At 59.8% G+C, this 17,199-nt stretch carries 16 protein-coding genes and 2 pseudogenes; 8 read left to right on the forward strand and 10 right to left on the reverse strand.

Going from position 1 to position 17,199, the window contains the following annotated elements; genetic code table 11:
* Window positions 1–162: 162 nt before the first annotated feature.
* Together AB4Z52_RS31155 and AB4Z52_RS31160 are read right to left on the reverse strand one after the other, a co-directional pair.
* On the reverse strand, window positions 163–618 hold the full coding sequence (locus tag AB4Z52_RS31155) for an ABC transporter permease subunit (RefSeq protein ID WP_442221732.1): 456 nt from the start codon (window positions 616–618) through the stop codon (window positions 163–165).
* Window positions 619–675: 57 nt separating this feature from the next.
* The gene (locus tag AB4Z52_RS31160) at window positions 676–1,836 is read right to left on the reverse strand and encodes a CaiB/BaiF CoA transferase family protein (protein WP_442221733.1); all 1,161 of its coding nucleotides are present in this window, start codon (window positions 1,834–1,836) and stop codon (window positions 676–678) included.
* Window positions 1,837–2,253: 417 nt separating this feature from the next.
* Between AB4Z52_RS31160 and AB4Z52_RS31165 the strand changes: the two are divergent.
* Window positions 2,254–3,203: pseudogene (locus AB4Z52_RS31165) on the forward strand (lactonase family protein).
* Between the two features lie 14 nt (window positions 3,204–3,217).
* Here the strand turns inward: AB4Z52_RS31165 and AB4Z52_RS31170 are convergent.
* From AB4Z52_RS31170 to AB4Z52_RS31205, 8 genes are all read right to left on the reverse strand, one after another.
* The gene (locus tag AB4Z52_RS31170) at window positions 3,218–4,288 is read right to left on the reverse strand and encodes an ABC transporter ATP-binding protein (protein WP_442221734.1); all 1,071 of its coding nucleotides are present in this window, start codon (window positions 4,286–4,288) and stop codon (window positions 3,218–3,220) included.
* A 4-nt stretch (window positions 4,289–4,292) separates the two neighbouring features.
* The gene (locus AB4Z52_RS31175; RefSeq protein WP_442221735.1) at window positions 4,293–5,126 is read right to left on the reverse strand and encodes a carbohydrate ABC transporter permease; all 834 of its coding nucleotides are present in this window, start codon (window positions 5,124–5,126) and stop codon (window positions 4,293–4,295) included.
* Window positions 5,127–5,130: 4 nt separating this feature from the next.
* Window positions 5,131–6,066 (reverse strand): carbohydrate ABC transporter permease, encoded by a 936-nt coding sequence (locus AB4Z52_RS31180; RefSeq protein ID WP_442221736.1) that lies wholly within the window; start codon window positions 6,064–6,066, stop codon window positions 5,131–5,133.
* A gap of 136 nt (window positions 6,067–6,202) precedes the next feature.
* Window positions 6,203–7,465, reverse strand: coding sequence for an ABC transporter substrate-binding protein (locus AB4Z52_RS31185; protein WP_442221737.1), 1,263 nt, complete (start codon window positions 7,463–7,465; stop codon window positions 6,203–6,205).
* A gap of 41 nt (window positions 7,466–7,506) precedes the next feature.
* A complete protein-coding gene (locus AB4Z52_RS31190) occupies window positions 7,507–8,682 on the reverse strand; it encodes a PLP-dependent transferase (RefSeq protein ID WP_442221738.1) in 1,176 nt (391 codons plus the stop codon).
* The gene (locus AB4Z52_RS31195; protein ID WP_442221739.1) at window positions 8,679–9,401 is read right to left on the reverse strand and encodes a FadR/GntR family transcriptional regulator; all 723 of its coding nucleotides are present in this window, start codon (window positions 9,399–9,401) and stop codon (window positions 8,679–8,681) included. Before AB4Z52_RS31195 ends, AB4Z52_RS31190 begins: the two co-directional genes overlap by 4 nt.
* Window positions 9,402–10,179: 778 nt before the next feature.
* Window positions 10,180–10,626: a hypothetical protein gene (locus AB4Z52_RS31200; protein WP_442221740.1), complete on the reverse strand. Its 447-nt coding sequence runs from the start codon at window positions 10,624–10,626 to the stop codon at window positions 10,180–10,182.
* A gap of 107 nt (window positions 10,627–10,733) precedes the next feature.
* The gene (locus tag AB4Z52_RS31205) at window positions 10,734–11,420 is read right to left on the reverse strand and encodes a TetR/AcrR family transcriptional regulator (protein ID WP_442221741.1); all 687 of its coding nucleotides are present in this window, start codon (window positions 11,418–11,420) and stop codon (window positions 10,734–10,736) included.
* Window positions 11,421–11,577: 157 nt separating this feature from the next.
* Here AB4Z52_RS31205 and AB4Z52_RS31210 point away from each other — a divergent pair, with 157 nt between their 5' ends.
* The 7 genes and pseudogenes from AB4Z52_RS31210 to AB4Z52_RS31240 all read left to right on the forward strand — a co-directional run.
* On the forward strand, window positions 11,578–12,726 hold the full coding sequence (locus AB4Z52_RS31210) for a patatin-like phospholipase family protein (RefSeq protein ID WP_442221742.1): 1,149 nt from the start codon (window positions 11,578–11,580) through the stop codon (window positions 12,724–12,726).
* A 27-nt stretch (window positions 12,727–12,753) separates the two neighbouring features.
* Window positions 12,754–13,512, forward strand: a complete 759-nt coding sequence (locus AB4Z52_RS31215) for an acetoacetate decarboxylase (protein ID WP_442221743.1) — start codon at window positions 12,754–12,756, stop codon at window positions 13,510–13,512.
* Window positions 13,513–13,538: 26 nt separating this feature from the next.
* Window positions 13,539–14,321 carry a 3-hydroxybutyrate dehydrogenase gene (locus AB4Z52_RS31220; RefSeq protein ID WP_442221744.1) on the forward strand — a complete coding sequence of 261 codons (783 nt, stop codon included), beginning with the start codon at window positions 13,539–13,541 and terminating at the stop codon, window positions 14,319–14,321.
* 586 nt (window positions 14,322–14,907) lie between these two features.
* Window positions 14,908–15,144 (forward strand): annotated as a pseudogene (locus tag AB4Z52_RS31225) (DUF2092 domain-containing protein); the annotation flags it as partial.
* A 112-nt stretch (window positions 15,145–15,256) separates the two neighbouring features.
* On the forward strand, window positions 15,257–15,559 hold the full coding sequence (locus AB4Z52_RS31230; protein WP_442221748.1) for a DUF2092 domain-containing protein: 303 nt from the start codon (window positions 15,257–15,259) through the stop codon (window positions 15,557–15,559).
* Window positions 15,559–16,644: a hypothetical protein gene (locus AB4Z52_RS31235; protein WP_442221749.1), complete on the forward strand. Its 1,086-nt coding sequence runs from the start codon at window positions 15,559–15,561 to the stop codon at window positions 16,642–16,644. The genes AB4Z52_RS31230 and AB4Z52_RS31235 overlap by 1 nt, the downstream gene beginning before the upstream one ends.
* A gap of 90 nt (window positions 16,645–16,734) precedes the next feature.
* The coding region (locus AB4Z52_RS31240) for a helix-turn-helix domain-containing protein (RefSeq protein WP_442221745.1) at window positions 16,735–17,199 on the forward strand (465 nt) is incomplete at its 3' end.

The raw sequence follows: 17,199 nt of genomic DNA on the forward strand, positions 1-17,199 counted from the left end.
TGCGATCTCGAAGTGCCGCCCTAAACGCGGTCCATGCCTGCATCAAAACCACCACTGCGCAAAGAAATCCACGGAGGACGACGAGTCTTCCCTGGAGGTTTGCGCAATATAAACCGGTGTGATGAGGTGAGGATGAAGAGCTTGGCACCGAGCGAAATGTCCTCAGATCGCTGCGCTGACGTGGCGCTCGCGACCGTAGAGCGAGACGAGGAGAACAATAATCAAGCCAAGAGCTGCCTGCACCGCTGCCGGCTGGAAGCCTATGCCGATCAGAAGGGTGTTGATTTCTGTCAGCACCAGTACGCCGGCAAGCGTGCCGAGAAAGCCTCCGCCTCCGCCGACGAGCGCTGCTCCGCCGACAACGACAGCGGCAATCGTCTGAAACAGATAGGGTTGGCCGACGTCGCCATAGGCCGAACCGGTAAAGCCAAGTAGCAGCACGCCGGCGAGCGCCGCAAAAAATGCGCTGACGGCAAATGTGGCGGCCCACATCCGCACGGGGTCGATCAAAGGCAGAGGTGCCGCGCCCGGGTTGCTGCCGAGCGCGTAAAGCCTGCGGCCATAGGGCGAACGGGAAAGAACGAGAATGAAGGCTGAGAGAACGACAAGGCTGGGCACCAGCCACGGAACCGGCAGCCTTCATTTGGTTGATCGGCCCTCTCCCGAGCCGGCATGTCAATCGAGCCCGAATTCGCTGCAAATCGCCGCATTGTGTTCACCGACCCGCGGTGCTGCACGGTCGAATTTCGCCCGTGTCCCGTTGATGCGGATCGGCGAGCGCGTCGTGGTGATTGAGACGCCGTCCTCGCGCTTGACGGTCTGCAGCATGTCGAGCATCAGGAACGCCTCGCTGGCAAGCAGCTCGTTCCAGTTGAGGACGCGCGCGCACCAGATATCGGCCGGTTCGAGAATGGACAGCCAATGGTCGGCGGTTGCGGTCGCGATGCGCTCGGCAATCAGTGCCTTGATCTCATCGCGCGCCGTAAACCAGCTCTTCGGATTGTCGCGATATGGCGCAAGCTCCGGCATCTTCAGAAGGTCGGCGAGCTTGCCGATCGGTGTCATCGCGATCGCGATGAAGCCATCGGTCGCCTGATAGACGCCATAGGGCGCCGAGAGATAGGCATGCGCGCTCTGGACAGAGGAACGCTTCGGCAGCTTATGGCCGCTGTTCATATGCACGGTCAGCACTTCGACCTGGAAATCGATCAACGCTTCGAACAGGCTGGTTTCCACCAGGCTGCCTTTGCCGGTGATGCCTCTTCGCACCAAGGCGGCAAGGATGCCCTGGCAAGCGTCGGCGCCGGCAAGCATGTCACCGATCGCTAGCCCGAATGGTACTGGCCCCTGGCCTTCGTCGCCGTTAAGCCACATGACGCCGGAGCGCGCCTGCGCCAACAGGTCCTGGCCGGGACGCGCGACCAACGGACCCTTGTCGCCGTAGCCGCTGATCGAGCAATAGATCAGGAGCGGATTGAGCACCTGCACGGCTTTATAATCGAGCCCCAGACGCTCGATCACCGCCGGCCGGAAGTTCTGGACGAGGATGTCGGCCTTGCCGATCAGCGTCTTCAGCGCGTGCATGTCGCGTTCGTTCTTCAAGTCGATCGCAAGGCTCTCTTTGCCTCGGTTGATCGAATGAAAGATCGTCGAATCGCCGCTCTCTCCATCGCTGAGGTAAAGTCGGCGGGAAAGATCGCCACCATCCGGCCGCTCGATTTTGATGATACGAGCGCCAAGATCCATCAGGCGCAAGGTGCAATAGGGACCGGAAAGAAACTGGCTCATGTCGATGACGACAAGGCCCGCCAGCGGCAGGTCATCGTGCGCAGTCATGACAGTCATCTCCTATCGCACTGCTGCGGGAGCCAACAGGCAGGCGAACGAGGGTGCGACGATGGCGACCCGCATTTCGCATTTCATCCTCCCCAATATCTTCTTATGTGAAGAATATTTTCACATATGGATTATCTTTGCAAGTGTTATCAGAAGTCGCTGCCTATACCGCCATCGCCTAGGGATGCCGCTATGGGCCGCAAGTATCGCTAGCGCTGCCGCAACAAATACAGCTATTGGAGGAAATCATGGGCTCTCAATATCTCGCATTCGTCGGCACGCTCAATCGCGAAGCGCCCTATTTCCAGGGCGCGCGTGGCAGGGGCCTTGTCGTCTACAGCTTCGATGAGGACACGCTTGAGGTCCAGAAGCTGGACGAGGCGCCTGAAATTGAAAACCCGACCTTTCTGTCCGTCGATGCCGGGTGGCACGCTGATCTATGCCAATTCGGAAATCTTCGGCTGGAAGGAAGGCCTTGTCACTGCGTTCCGCTTCGATCGTGAGGCGCAACTGCTGATCTATCTCAACATGCAGCCGACGCTCGGCAGCATCACCGCCCACAATGCGGTTGCGCGCGACAACCGCAAGCTATTGGTCGCAAATTACGGCATGGGCGGCGGTGGTCCGGACCAGGCGGTCGTCGTCTACGGTATCAGGGACGATGGCGGGTTGACGCCGCCGATCTCCAGTGTGGCTCAGGAGGGGACCGGCCCAAACGAGGGTCGCCAGGAGCGCAGCCATGCGCATAGCGGCACCGAACTTGCGGGCAATGTCGTCGTTGTCGCCGACCTTGGTACCGATAACCTTCTATCGTATCGGCTGTCCGACAGGGCGCGCTGCAGCCACTGGCCGTTGCCAAGACTGCGCCAGGTGCCGGGCCGCGTCCTATTGCCGTTCATCCGAACGGGGAATTCCTCTTCGTGATGAACGAATTGAATTCGACGATCTCAAGCTTTGCGATCGACAGCCATACCGGCAAGCTGACGGCCATCGACGAGCAGCCTGCGGTGCCTGAGGAAAACCGCGCGGAAAACCACTGCGCCGACATTCAGATCTCGCCGGACGGCCGCTTCCTTTATGGCTCCAACCGGGGTCACGACAGCATCGTTTTATTTGAAACCGACCCCACAAGTGGCAGGCTGTCTCATGTGGGTTTCTTTCCATGCGGCGGTGCAACACCGCGCAATCTGGCGTTCACGCCCTCGGGCCGGCACCTCTTCTGCGCCAACCAGAATAGCGACCGGATCTCGATCTTCGAGCGGAACGTTCAGACCGGCGCCCTGATGAACACCGACGTGGCGATCGAAATCGGCACGCCGATAGCGTGCGCATCGTGCGCTGATCAGGTGATGGAATTTGACACATGAACTGGCATAAACGACTAACCGACCCTGTTCCCGATATCGTCAAAGACATGCAGATATTGCTGCGGGAAGGAAACATGGATCGACGATCCCGCCTTTAGTGCCTCGCGATCGAGCGTGAAGATCTTGAACGGCAGATTGTGGACCTTGAGGTGCAGGATAATGCCAAAGCCGGTCGGCTCGATCAATTCGACCTCGGCCGTCATGCCTGTTCCATCCTTGGTCATCACGACGTGCTCCGGCCTGATGCCGAGTGTCACGGGTGCCCCATTCGCCAGCGGCGCAGGCCCTCTAAGCGCGACGAGCGTTCCGTCCTTGAGCCTAATCCCGGCATTTTCGCCAGATATCTCGTAGGTTGCCTCCAGAAAATTCATGCCCGGCGAGCCGATGAAACCGGCGACAAACAGGTTTGCCGGACGATCGTAGAGGTCGAGCGGACTGCCCACCTGCTGCACGACGCCGGCATGCATGGCGACGATCCTGTCGGCAAGCGTCATGGCTTCGATCTGGTCGTGCGTCACGTAGATCGAGGTGGCCTTGAGATCGCCGTGCAGCTTCTTGATTTCGGCGCGCATCTGCTCGCGAAGCCGGGCATCAAGGTTTGAAAGCGGCTCGTCGAAAAGAAATGCCTTCGGCTGACGGACGATCGCCCGTCCCATGGCCACACGCTGTCTCTGGCCACCCGATAGTGCCTTCGGCCGCCGCTCCAATAGGGGGCCAAGTCCGAGCTTCGCTGCGGCTGCGGCAACGACGGTGGCGATGCGCTCACGCGACGCCTTCTTCAGGCGCAGGCTATAGCTCATATTGTCCGCGACGCTCATGTGCGGATAGAGCGCATAGGACTGGAAAACCATCGCGATGTCGCGATCCTTCGGGGCAAGACCATTGACGCTGCGCCCGGCGATCCTGATCTCGCCCGACGTGACGTCCTCGAGTCCGGCGATCATGCGCAGCAGTGTCGACTTCCCGCAGCCGGACGGCCCGACCAGCACGACGAATTCGCCATCCTTGATATCGAGGTCGACGCCGTGCAGCACGGGCACCTTGCCGTAGGATTTTCGGATATTCCGGATATCGATCGATGCCATTTGTCTAACCCTTGACCGCGCCGGCCGTCAGGCCCTGGACGAGATAGCGTTGAATGAGAAGGAAGAAGATGCAGGCCGGGATAAGCGCGAGCACGCCGGCCGCCATCATCTGACCGAAGTCGACGGAGAATTTCGACACGAAAGTCAGCAATCCTACCGGGAAGGTCGAGGCCGAGTTGCTGGAAATCAGCATCAGGGCAAACAGCAGCTCGCTCCAGGCGGCGGTGAACACGAAGCCGAGCGTCGCTGCAATTCCCGGCAGGGTCAGCGGCAGGATGATCTGGCGAAAGGCAACAAATTGCGTGGCGCCGTCGATCATCGCCGCCTCTTCCAGGTCCTTGGGGATGCCGTCGAAAAAGGACTGCATCAGGAAAGTGGCAAAGGGCACATTGAAGGCCGTGTAGACGATGACCAGGCCAGTCAGGCTATTGGTCAGTCCGAGCGGCGACAGGATCTTGAAAATTGGCGCCACCAGCATGACCAGCGGAAACATCTGTGTCAGCAGCATCAATCCGACGATCCAGTATTTTCCGCGGAACGTGAAGCGCGAGAGCGCGTAGCCCGAAAGCGACGCAAGGATCGTCACCACGATCGCCGTCGAGCCTGCAACGATCAGGCTATTGCGGAAGAAGATCGGAAAATCGCTGTGTTTCAGTACGAAGGCGAAGTGATCGAAGGTGATCCGCGACGGCCACATCCTCACGCCTTCGGTATAAAGAAGGTCGTTCGGCGTCAGCGACACCTTCAACAGCCAGAACAGCGGGAAGAGGGCGAATACGACATAGGCAAGGATCGCAAGCCGGTGAGCCACGGTCAGGAGAATGGGTTTGGCTCTCATGGCATCAATCCTTGTTCAGCATCGTCTGGCGCAGCAACACCACGAGCATCGAATAGGCCATCAGCAGGATGAGCAGCACGAGGGCGATTGCGGATGCATATCCGAAGTCCAGTCGCTTGAAGGCCTGGGTGAAGATGTAGCTGGCGACGATCTGGGTGCGATCGGCGGGGCCGCCATTGGTCATGACGACGATCAGATCGGCAAAATTCGCGATCCAGACGGTGCGCAGCAAGACGGTGATGGCAATCGTCGGCGCAAGGAATGGCAGGGTGATTGAACGAAACCGCTGAAAGCCGCCGGCTCCATCGATTGCTGCGGCCTCGTAGAGATCGCGCGGGATCGCCTGAAGGGCGGCCAGCAGAGTGATTGCGAAGAACGGAATGCCCCACCAGACATTGGCGATGATCGGACCCCACATCGCGTAGTGCGGGTCCGACAGAATGTTACCCGGCTCACTCATTAGCCCAAGGGCATAGAGCCAGTGCGGGATCGGCCCGATGACCGGATTGAACAGCCACGCCCAGTTGAGGCCAGTTAGAAAGGTCGGGACCGCCCAGGGCAGAAAGACGAGCGCCTGGATGACGCCCCGACCCCAGAACGGCTTGTCGAGCAGGAGGGCCAGAATGAGGCCGAACAGAAATTGCAGGAAAACCGACGCGCCGGTCCACCACAGGGTATTTTGCAGCGCGCCGTAGAAGGCCTTGTCCTTGGCCAGTTCGCGAAAATGCTCAAGGCCGATGAACCCGCCCGAGAAAGGCTTCAACAGCTGAATATCGCGAAATGCATAGGAGATGCCGAGGACCAGGGGTACCAGCATCACCGCCACGATCAGGATCAGGGCGGGTGCGCTGTACAGATAGGCTTCGATCGCAATGCCGATCCGTCGCTTCAAGGGGCGCGGGTCTGGACGTGTGTCGAGCGGAGCGGAAGTTATCGTCATCAGGCAGAGGTTCCCCTTCGCAGGCATCTCGCCGCGGCTTGCCAGCTGGTTCGTTCAAATGAAGAAAGTCGCGCGCATATTCCGCCGACGGCGGCGAAGCGGAGTTGCCGCTTCGCCGGTTGTTGCTGCGACCTTGCTACTTCTTGGTGGCAAGATATTTCTGCTGCGCCTTCGTCAGGTAATCTGCCCATTGATTGGAGAGATCGTCAGGCGAGATATCGCCGAGCAGCGTCTGCTCGCTGGTCTTGATGGCAAGCGAATCCTTGAAGTAGGCGAATTCTTCCAGGTAGGTCGGCATGACGGTGGGCACGGTATTCTTGTCGGCAAGTTCCTCGAACCAGCCTTTGAACTGGGCGCCCGCATAGAAGGGATCCTTTTCCGCCGCCTTGTGGATCGGCAGGGCGCCAATCCGCTTGTTCCACTCGACATTGCCTTCCGGTTCTTCCAGCGTCGCGATCAGCTTCCAGGAAAGATCCTTGTTCTGGCTGGCGGTCATCATCGACCAACCGGCATAGCCGATAGTCGGGAAGGACTTGCCATCCGGACCTTTCGGCAGCGGCGTCACGCCGAAGTCCTCCGGCTTCATGCGGTCGGCGATGGCGATGAGGGCGTCCGGATCCTGGTCGAGGAAGGCGCAGGTGCCGCTATAGAAGCCGGCGACGACTTCGTTGAAGCCCCAGTTGACGCTGTCTTTCGGCGCGAGCCCCTTCTTGTAGAGGTCCACCATCCAGGAGATGCCCTTGGCCCAGCCGGGGCTGTTCATCGTCGATGTGCCGTCGTCGTTGAAATACTTGTTGGAGCCGGCCATCGACGCGGCAAAGATCATCCAGCCGTTGAGACCACCCGGTCCGCCGCGCATGCAGTAGCCGTACTTGCCCTGGATCTTGGAGACCTTTTGAGAATCGGCAACGAACTCGTCCATCGTCTTCGGCGGCTCGGTGACGCCGGCCTCGGCAAGCAGCTTCTTGTTGTAGAACAGCGCCCGGAGATAAAATCCATAGGGCAGCATATAGGCGGTATTGTTGACGTAGCGGCCAAGCTCGAGCGCGCGATCCGTCAGGCCCGAGGTATATTGCCATTTGGCGACATAGGGCTCGAGGCTTTCGAGCATGCCGTTGTTGGCATAAAGGGAAAGCCATGTATCCGGCATTTCGACGACGTCGGGGATTTCGCCCGCCGACACCATCGTTGCGAACTTCTGGAACGCTTCGTTCCAGGGCAGCGACGTGATCTCCACCTTCGTGCCCGGGTTGGCAGCCTCGAATTTGCCGACGATCGATTTCAGGGTCTCGGTGCGTTCCGGACTGGTGATCACTTCCACCAGCTTGAGCGTCGTGTCTGCAAATGCAGTGCCGGACATCAGCGTGGCGAACAATACGGCAGTCAGCAGTCTTTTCATGATAGTTCCCCCTTTTTTGAGTAGGTTCTGGTCTCTATGTTTCAGTCGGAATGCGAAGCAGCGGCCATAGCTGCTTCAAGATCGCTCCACAGCGCCTCGGTTCCTTCCAGGCCGACATGGAGACGCACGGACCGCGGATGAATGCCAAAGGCATGCGCGGAATTTGGCTGAGCCTTCTGCTGAAGGACCACTTCGCCCGGCACGATCAGGCTTTCGTGGCCTCCCCAGCTGACACCGAGCTTGAAGAGCTTCAGATGATCGGCAAAGGCGCGGATATCGATGCCTTTGCGGAAGATGAACGAGAACAGCCCCGACGTGCCGGTCAATCCCGCCGGCAATCGGTTGGCAAGGCCTGGATGGCAGACGGTCTCGACGATATCGAGTTGCTGGAGCCGTCTGGCGATGGTCATCGCGGCCGCCTCATGCGCCTTCATGCGGATCGGCAGCGTCCTAAGCCCTCGGATCAAAAGCCAGGCGTCGAACGGCGACAGTTTGCCACCGAGATAAGGATAGGCCTCGCTTTTGACCCGGGAGATCAGAGCCTTCGACCCGGTGACGATACCGGCGACGACATCGCTGTGACCGCCAAGATATTTGGAGGCCGAATGGATCACAAGATCGACGCCCAGCGCCAGCGGTCGCTGGAAAATCGGGCTTGCCCAGCTATTGTCGATGACGCTCGGGATACCGTGGGCCTTTGCCAGTGTCGCAAGGGCGCCGACATCATGGGCATCCATGACCCAGCTTGTCGGGCTTTCCATGTAGAACAGCTTGGCACCTGGGAGGGCGCGGGCGACGGCTTCTTCGTCGCGGCCATCGACGTAGGTGACCTCCACCTTCATACGCTTCAGGATGGTGCCGAAAAGCCGGAATGCGTCGGGATAGACATGGTTGACTGCGACAATGCGGTCGCCCGGTTCGACGAAACTGAGGACCGTCGAAGAGATGGCCGCCATGCCGCTTGCAAAGCCGAGCGCATCCTCACCGCCTTCGAGCTTTGCAAGCATCTCCTCGAACATGCGCACGGTCGGATTGAGTCCTCGCGTGTAGATCGGCCGAATTTTCTCACCCCGATAGGAGGCGATCATGTCGTCGTAATCGGTGAAGGTGAAAAGAGAGGTTTGCACGATCGGCGGCACGACAGCTTCGAAGGCATTGCCTTCGTCGTGGGCGACGATGAGAGATGCAAGTTCGAACGGATCTGGGCCGTTGCTCATTGGGACATGTCCTTGATGTCTTCTTCGACAATTTCGAGAATGTTCAACGTTTCCTGCCGCGCGGCCTCGGGATCCTGGGCGACGATGGCGTTGAAAAGCGTGCGGTGGAAAGGAAAGGATCGTCGGGCAAAATCCAGCCGGTTGAACGGGTGGGTCCAGAAGCGCTCGAAGGCTTCGCGCATCTGCTCCAGCAATTGCCTGAACAGTGGATTGTGGGTTGCGTCATAGACGGCAAGATGAAACGCCAGGTCTTCCGGACCGGCGGCGCCCTTGAGCATCTGCACCCGTTCCATTTCATCGAGCTTTGCCTCGATGATCACCAGGTCCTCGGCGGTCCGCTTGCGTGCCGCGACCATGCCCGCCTCGACCTCTATCCCCCGGCGAACTTCGAGTGTCTGCAACAGGGCGTCGCGCAGATGCACGGGATCGATCGACAAAGGCATGTGGATCGTTGCCGAAGAAACAGGCTTCAGCAGGTAGGTTCCGCTTCCCTTCCGCGTCTCGATGACGCCGAGCGCCTGGAAGTGGCGGATTGCCTCGCGGATTGTCGAGCGCCCGACGGCAAGGGCGGTCATCAGTTCCCGTTCGGCAGGCAGGCGGTCGCCGGCCTTGAGGCTCGCGCGCTGGACATAGCTTGCCAACGCCTCTGTGACCTGGCGGGCGCGATCCATCGCCGGAAGCGGCATTATCGCCGGCCTGTCTATGCGGTCCGCCTTCATCGTTCCCCGATATTCTCTTTGGTGCAGACACATGATAATTGGTCTGACATCCTAGCATTATGTGCAGCTGTGCGGATGTCAAGTGCGGAAAGGTCTGCCGTTGACCCGCTCCTCCGCAATGTCCTTTGGCACTTCCGAATGAGCCTCGATGTATCTGTATCGACAGGCCTGTTTTTTACCTCCCGCGCATATATCGCTGTTAAATATATGATTCTACTTAGGAAACAGGACGAATGAGGCTTCCGCCTCCTTGTCGCTGGATGGTTACACCGCTATCAAAGTGGCCACTCGGCTATCGCCCGATAGAATATTGAGGGCATCCAGGTCCGGGTTGTGGGGCGAAATCGTTCCGGGTAAAAGCTGGCACGCTGCTGCGGATGTACGGGGGCCTCTGGAGCCGTGGATCAATCTCTTCGTCCCCGATCCGCACATCGACACGCTCAAGGTGAAAGCAAGAAACTTTCATTCAGGCAACAAAAAAGGCCGGGGCGAAACCGCACCGACCTTCTCAACGTCACCCTTCACACCAGTGCCAGTACATCCGTGGTCAAAAGCATTTAAGCGACTTCGGCTATTGCGAGCGTTCGCTTGGAACGCTCATGAGCAAGACCGATAAGAGTGTGGATAGGGGATGAATGTGTCCGCTTCAAGTTCGCTCTGCGGCCAACCCGTCAAAGAGGATTGATTTCGGGCTCGCAAACACGATCATCCGCGAAAACGGTAGTGGGGACCACAAACCTTGATCAAGACGGATACGACCGAGTTCCACAAGATCCCATCATCGGTAGACAGGTGCCCTTGCCACCAATTCCACCCGGCAAGCCTCGCCAAAATCGAAAAGAAAGTTCATTGCTCCCGAACGCGCCAGATCTCGGATCTCAGAGAGAGAGCGGTTGGGTTTCAGATAGGTTTCGACGATGTTTTCCATCGCCAGCTCGGCTGCATCCACAACCGGACGGGATGAGATCAGACGCATCTGGGCGACTAAGGCATAAAGCAGCACGAGGTCAGAGACGTCGTCCTTCTGGTGGCTCATTGCATCACCGTAAAGCCGCGTAGCTTCCGTGATGAAATCGGAAAACAGCTTTTCGCGCTTGGCAACCTCGACTTGGCGATGCCTTTCCTTCACCTCTGCGCGGTGCATCATCCAAGTGGTGGCAAACGAGGCCAGGCTGCCGATTGCGACGCCGGCGAGACCCATCAGAGCAGAGATGTATGCGTTCAAGAGACTACTCCTTTCAGAAGGCCGCAGCGCGAGTGGCTCAATTAACCCAATTGCGAGTGTACGCGTCAAAATGCCGACAGGTCGCCTAGCGCAAAGCTTGAGACGTCCTACTCGGCAAGCGGAGGACCTACCCACGCGCCTGCTGGTAACGCAGGGATGCAATTTGCCAATCCGTCGAGCATGCCTTGCAAGACGCTCTCGGTCAGCTCCTCCATCTTGTCGCTGGGGCCGACGAGGCGGTCCACCAGCAGCAAAGTAAGGCCATGCATTTGCGACCAGAAAATTAGAATGGCGCCATCGATTTTACGGGTGTTTGCCGTTGTGTTTGGAATGAGGTGCCCGAGAGCGCCGTCGCTTATTGCGCCCATCAGTAGGGCTTTCATATTGTAAGCCGCATATTTTTCGATCGCAGGGCGCCCATTGTCCTGACCGGCAAGATAGCCGCCGAACATCAATCTGTAGAGCGCAGGATTGTTGACGCCGCCGCAAACATAAGCGCGAGCAATAGCTGCAAGCCGCTCGCGCGGACTGTCGAGTTCATTCATCGCGTCGGTCATCTGCTTTGCCAGGAGCTCGAACCCTACCGCCGAGACGGCCGCCAGCAATTCACGCTTGTCGGAAAAGTGCTTGTACGGGGCGTTATGACTGACGCCCGCTCGACGGGCGAGCTCGCGAAGCGAAAACTCTGTGCTTTGCGACTCGCTGAGGACATCGAGTGCGGCACGGACGATCGCGGTGTGCAGGTCGCCATGGTGGTAGGGGCGCTGCTCTGTAATGGAAATGTCTTGGGTCATATTCGTCCATTTAGATTCTTAAGTTGCTCATGTCAACATTTTTGCCGAAACGATGTTGACATTGCCCACTCTACATTTTAAGTGGGCGCTGTCAACATCTGGCGCGCGCCCCAACAAAAGAGGTACATGGCATGGCAGCTCAGCATCCCGTCACAAGATGCACCGCTTCACAGAGCGTCCGCCGTTCGAGCGCGTCGCGCTATTGTTACAAGGCGGAGGCGCGCTCGGTTCGTATCAGGCGGGCGTCTACCAGGCTTTGGCCGAAGCCGATCTGCATCCGGACTGGGTCGCCGGCATCTCCATCGGTGCCATCAATAGTGCCTTGATTGCTGGCAATCCGCCCGAAAGACGGGTGGAGGTGCTCCGCAGCTTCTGGGAGATGATAACCGCCCCGGCTCTTGGGATTCCCACGCTTTTTTCGGCCATGCTGGACGCGATCGGGCTGAAGGGTGACTTCGCCCACGGCCTGCTCAATCAGGCACACGCCTTCGCCACCCTCATGGACGGCGCGCCGGGCTTTTTCACGCCACGTCCGGTGCCGCCCTTTTTTTCCGTCCCCGGCAGCATCGAGGCCGAAAGCTTCTACGACGTCGCGCCGCTCAAGACGACGCTGGAGCAGCTGGTGGACTTCGACCGCATCAATGCAGGAGCCATGCGTTTCAGCGTTGGCGCCGTCAACGCGTGCACTGGCAATTTCGAGTATTTCGACACGACGACGCACGAGATCCGCCCCGAACACGTCATGGCGAGCGGCGCGCTCCCGCCGGGCTTCCCGGCTGCGAGGATCGACGGCGAATATTACTGGGACGGCGGCCTCGTCTCCAACACGCCCCTGCAATGGGTGCTCGATAACTCGCCGCGCCTGGATACGCTGGCCTTTCAGGTCGACCTATGGAGCGCGCGAGGCGCGTTTCCGCGTGACCTCCTTGGTCTCGAACTTCGTCAGAAGGATATCCGCTTCTCAAGCCGCACGCGCGCGGCGACCGACCAATTCAAGACGCAGCAGCGTCTGCGTCGCGCCCTCGGCCATCTAGTGCAACTTGTCCCGCAAGAGGCCCTGCCGCTAACCGATCCCGAGATCAAACTTCTCGTCGAGCAGGCCGACGAGAAGGTCTACAACATCGTCCAGCTCATCTACCGGGCCAAGAACTACGAAGCTAGCTCCAAGGATTACGAGTTCTCCCGCGTGACCATGGAGGAACACTGGACCTCCGGCTACAACGACGCCCTTCGAACACTGCGCCACCCCGAGGTGCTGCTGCGGCCCGACACGCCCGACGGCGTGGCCATTTTCGACTTCGATTGAGATTTCAACAAAGAGAAGAGCACGACCATGAAGATCGCCGCAGTCCGCGATAATGCCTTTGCGATGCCGCTCAACAACCCGGCTTATCCCAGGCCGCCCTACAAGTTCTACAACCGCGAATTTGTCGTCATCAACTACAGGACCGATCCGGAGGCGCTGCGTGCCGTCGTGCCGGAGCCGCTAGAAGTGATCGGCGACACCGTCGCCTATGAATTCATCCGCATGCCGGATTCGACCGGCTTCGGCGACTATACGGAGACCGGGCAGGTCATTCCGGTACGCTTCACGACGCCATCAGGCAAGGTGCAGGAGGGCAGCTATGTGCACGCCATGTATCTGGATGACAACTCGCCGATCGCCGGCGGGCGTGAGATATGGGGCTTTCCGAAGAAGCTGGCGACGCCGAAGCTGTCGCACGAGCAGGAAACGCTGGTCGGGACGCTGCACTACGGCCCGGTTCTCTGTGCGACGGCGACCATGGGCTACAAGCATCGCGAACTCCCCCTGGAGCCGCTGGCAAAGGCAATGGCGAAGCCCGCCTTCGTGCTGAAGGTCATCCCGCACGTCGATGGCTCGCCCAGGATTTGCGAACTTGTGCGCTACTATCTCGAGGATGTGACGCTGAAGGGCGCATGGGCCGGGCCGGCCGCCCTGCAATTGTTCGAACATGCAATGTGCGACGTCGCGCGTCTACCCGTGCGCGAGGTCACCTCGGCCAGCCATTACATCGCCGACCTGACGCTCGGTCTCGGCGAGGTCGTATTCGACTATCTCCAAAACGACTGATCCCCTGCAACTGAAAGGAACTATCCATGTCTCGATTTGATGGAAGAGTGGCGGTTATCACCGGAGCCGCGAGCGGCATCGGCAAGGAAATCGCGCTTCGCTTCGCAGCCGAAGGCGGCATTCCCGTGATCGCCGACCTCAATCTCGACGCCGCGAACGCGACGGCAGCCGAGATCAAGGAGAAGGGCGGCGACGCCTTCGCCGTGGCAATGAACGTCGCCGATGAGGAGCAAGTGGAAAAGGCCGTTGGCGAGGTGATCGCCAGGTTCGGCAAGGTCGACGTGTTGGTCAGCAATGCCGGCATCCAGATCGTCAAACCGCTGGTCGACTTTCCATTCGCCGACTGGAGAAAGCTGCTTTCGATCCATCTCGACGGCGCCTTTCTGACCACGCGCGCCTGCCTCAAGCACATGTATGCCGCCAATTACGGCCGGGTGATCTACATGGGTTCCGTGCACTCCAAGGAAGCGTCGAAGCTGAAGGCCCCTTATGTCACGGCGAAGCACGGCCTGATCGGACTGGCCAAGGTGCTGGCAAAGGAAGGAGCCGAGCACAACGTCACGGCAAACGTGGTCTGCCCCGGCTTCGTGCGCACGCCGCTGGTCGACAAGCAGATCCCCGAGCAGGCGCGGGAGCTCGGCATCAGCGAGGAGCAGGTGGTCAAGACGGTGATGCTCAAGGACACAGTCGATGGTGAGTTCACCAGCACCGAAGACGTGGCCGACGCCGTTCTCTATTTCGCAGCGGCGAGGTCCAATGCCGTGACAGGACAGTCGTTGGTCGTGAGCCACGGCTGGTTCATGCAGTAGCGTCGCTCGGTCGCGGACATGGGGGCGACACACTTTGCGGCGCCATGCGACCACAGCGCAGCCTCGCTCGCTAGGCCTGACGGCATGGGTCTGAGGGCGATAGCAGCACGCGACTCGCCGAGTTGATGGCTTTGTCTTCGACGATAAGAACGCTCCAGAAGCCAGAACAGCATTCGTGCGGAGAGCCGCGATCGGGGCCCTTCATCGAAAATCTTTAGAACGCACAGGAAATGACATGAGAGTTTGCTCCGGCCCAAAACCGGTCCTCTTGATGGGCCGGCGACATTCGCTGGCCACGAATCCTTCTATCATCGGCCCAAGCAGGCAGGAGGGCTCTGCGATACGCGAGTGCTCGCATGCGGCGCCCAAAATTTTACCCGCACGGCTGGCCGGCAGCGCGCCGCCGCCAACGGGCTTGTTCTTGCGGCGGCTAGCGCCGATAAGTGTAATCCTGCGGAGTGCCGTCCAGGCAGCCGCACTTGGCGTGTTCGCAGGATTCGTCGCACTGCCGGCAGCCCGAGCAGATGAGCAGATCCCGCCAGTCAAACCGGCGATCAGCGATCAAGCCGCGACCGCCGTTTCGCAGATGGGCAACACTCTCCTTGCCAGGGACCTGACGATCACGGCGAGAACAATCAGTGTTTACCTGGACGAGTTCGGGCAACCGCTTCACATCTTCCATACGATGAAAATCGCCGTGCACCGGCCCGACCAGATCGCTGTCGAGTTTACCGGCGATGACGGCAACCACAATCTGTTCTACGACGGCAAAGCGGCCTCGGTCTTCTTTCCCGACAGCAAGCAGTACTTGATGATCCCCGCATCGGGTGACATACCGTCTGCGCTGGACGAGGTGACAAACAAGCTCGACCTCGATTTTCCGCTTAGCGCCCTTTTTTGCAGCTTCTCCGGACCAAATCCTGTTGGGCGATGCCATGGCCGCGTGGCAGGTCGGGACGGCTACCGTCGACGGGGTCGAGTGCCGGCATTTGTTTTTCTCCCAGAAATCCGGCGTCGACCTGGAATTGTGGGTCGAGAAGAACAGTGCGGCGACGCCACGTCGCCTGATCGTCACCCACCGCTTGCTCCCAGGTCAGCCGAGTTTCATCGCGGAATTCACGAGCTGGAAGACCCAGCCCTCTCTCTCCGACTCCGAATTTGCCTTTCAACCTCCTGCCGATGCAAAAGAGATCGAGCTCACTCCCACAGTCGCGTCGGGAACGGAAGGGAGCAAGTGATGACCCTATTGAAACGGACCTTCATTGCCTTTCTCGGCATAACGGCCGTAGCATCGGATGTTGCCTTTGGCCAATTTGCTCCGCCACCCGGCGGCCTACCGAGTCTGCCGATGGGCGGGCCACCGCATCTGCCGGCAGGCGGCCTCCCGCGTCCGCAGATGGGGGGCGTGCCGCGTCCACCGGTGGCCAGCCACGGCCGTCCGCCGATGAACCGTCCGACCCATGCGCCAAACTTCGGTGGCGCAAAGGGGCGTTTGGCGGACGGGCCTGGCCGCGGCGGGAGTAACTTGTCCGGAAATATCCGCAACACGGTGAACTCTGGCGGAAACATCAACCAGAACCGCGCCTTCATGAACTCCGGAGGCAATATCGCCGTAAAGGGGTCAGGCAACGTCACCGTGAACAATTCCGGCGACTTCAAAGTCTCTGGTAACGGCAACGGATACTTTGGCCGTGGATATTATGGTCGTGGAGACCGCGGCCTGGGAGGATATGGCGGCAGAGACTATGGCGGCGGAGACTACGGCCGTGGATATTATCGCCGCGGAGCCTACATCCTGGGCGGCTATGCGGTCGGCGTCGCGACCGGTGCGGCAGCCGCATCGAGCACGAGCGGAACGACGTATTCTTCCCACGGGGAACAGTCTGGAACTGCTATGGGGTCCTCTGGCGCTGCTTCCTCGGGTTCGTCCCACGCGGCCTCCTCGCGTTCTTCGGGCGGGACCTATGCCAGTTCCGCTGGCGCGGCATCTTCGAGTTCGGCCCCTGCGACGTCGTCCGGCCCTTCTGGCGGCTCCTATCCGGGCTCTTCCAACCAGAGCGGCTCCGGTCCGGTCGCTGGCGGTGGAGACGGCGGATCAAACCAGGGCGGCAACAGCGGCTCCCCGTCTGTGAATCCTCTGATTGTCGGCCTGTTTGAGAGCCTGCCGGCGGATGGCACGGCATGGACTTCGGAAGGTGCGGTCGGTTGGCTTCAGGCCGCCGCCGCCAATTTGCGGATCGCCTACAAGATCCAGGGAAACATCCTGGTCACCAGCGAGACTCCGCCGTCCAATTATGGCAACCGCGTGCCCGGCGGGAACTAGACGATCGATTCCATGAAAGCGGCCTTTGATGGAACCTGAAGTGTGTTCGTGGATTCCTCGTTTGAGATTATTCAACCGAGGAGTTTCATCATGGCACCAAGGCGGCGCGTGATCGAGCTGGCGATGAGCGAGCAAGAGACTGAAACGTTGACGGCACTTTCGCGGTCTCGAAGCGAGCCGGCGAGCCGAGTATCGCGGGCCGCCATGCTGCTGGCCTATCGCGACAACCCGTCGTTCTTTGCCGTTGCGCGAAGACTTGGCGTCCATCATCAGACTGTCCAGCGCTGCATTGAGCGGGCTGAGAGCTATGGCCCGCTTGCGGCACTCGACGACCGGCCGCGGCCGGGCAAGGAGCCGGTGATCACGCCGGAGGCGAAAGCCTGGCTGGTGTCTTTGGCGTGCGACAAGGCCAGGGACCATGGCTATCCGCACGAACTGTGGACGACGCGGCTTTTGGCCCGCCATGCGCGCGAGCACGGACCGGAGGCCGGACATCCCTGTCTGGCCCGTCTGGTTCAGGGCACGGTGAGCAAGCTTCTGAGCCAGGAGGAAATC

Source organism: Rhizobium sp. 2YAF20 (genome assembly GCF_052114685.1).
Classification (GTDB): Bacteria; Pseudomonadota; Alphaproteobacteria; order Rhizobiales; family Rhizobiaceae; genus Rhizobium.

What these genes read in the sequence shown, in the direction of transcription:
- AB4Z52_RS31185 (WP_442221737.1), bottom strand. Translation starts at nt 7,465, where the DNA reads ATGAAAAGACTGCTGACTGCCGTATTGTTCGCCACGCTGATGTCCGGC.
- AB4Z52_RS31180 (WP_442221736.1), bottom strand. Translation starts at nt 6,066, where the DNA reads ATGACGATAACTTCCGCTCCGCTCGACACACGTCCAGACCCGCGCCCC.
- AB4Z52_RS31215 (WP_442221743.1), top strand. Translation starts at nt 12,754, where the DNA reads ATGAAGATCGCCGCAGTCCGCGATAATGCCTTTGCGATGCCGCTCAAC.
- AB4Z52_RS31175 (WP_442221735.1), bottom strand. Translation starts at nt 5,126, where the DNA reads ATGAGAGCCAAACCCATTCTCCTGACCGTGGCTCACCGGCTTGCGATC.
- AB4Z52_RS31235 (WP_442221749.1), top strand. Translation starts at nt 15,559, where the DNA reads ATGACCCTATTGAAACGGACCTTCATTGCCTTTCTCGGCATAACGGCC.
- AB4Z52_RS31220 (WP_442221744.1), top strand. Translation starts at nt 13,539, where the DNA reads ATGTCTCGATTTGATGGAAGAGTGGCGGTTATCACCGGAGCCGCGAGC.
- AB4Z52_RS31170 (WP_442221734.1), bottom strand. Translation starts at nt 4,288, where the DNA reads ATGGCATCGATCGATATCCGGAATATCCGAAAATCCTACGGCAAGGTG.
- AB4Z52_RS31195 (WP_442221739.1), bottom strand. Translation starts at nt 9,401, where the DNA reads ATGAAGGCGGACCGCATAGACAGGCCGGCGATAATGCCGCTTCCGGCG.
- AB4Z52_RS31210 (WP_442221742.1), top strand. Translation starts at nt 11,578, where the DNA reads ATGCACCGCTTCACAGAGCGTCCGCCGTTCGAGCGCGTCGCGCTATTG.
- AB4Z52_RS31230 (WP_442221748.1), top strand. Translation starts at nt 15,257, where the DNA reads ATGGCCGCGTGGCAGGTCGGGACGGCTACCGTCGACGGGGTCGAGTGC.
- AB4Z52_RS31190 (WP_442221738.1), bottom strand. Translation starts at nt 8,682, where the DNA reads ATGAGCAACGGCCCAGATCCGTTCGAACTTGCATCTCTCATCGTCGCC.
- AB4Z52_RS31205 (WP_442221741.1), bottom strand. Translation starts at nt 11,420, where the DNA reads ATGACCCAAGACATTTCCATTACAGAGCAGCGCCCCTACCACCATGGC.
- AB4Z52_RS31160 (WP_442221733.1), bottom strand. Translation starts at nt 1,836, where the DNA reads ATGACTGCGCACGATGACCTGCCGCTGGCGGGCCTTGTCGTCATCGAC.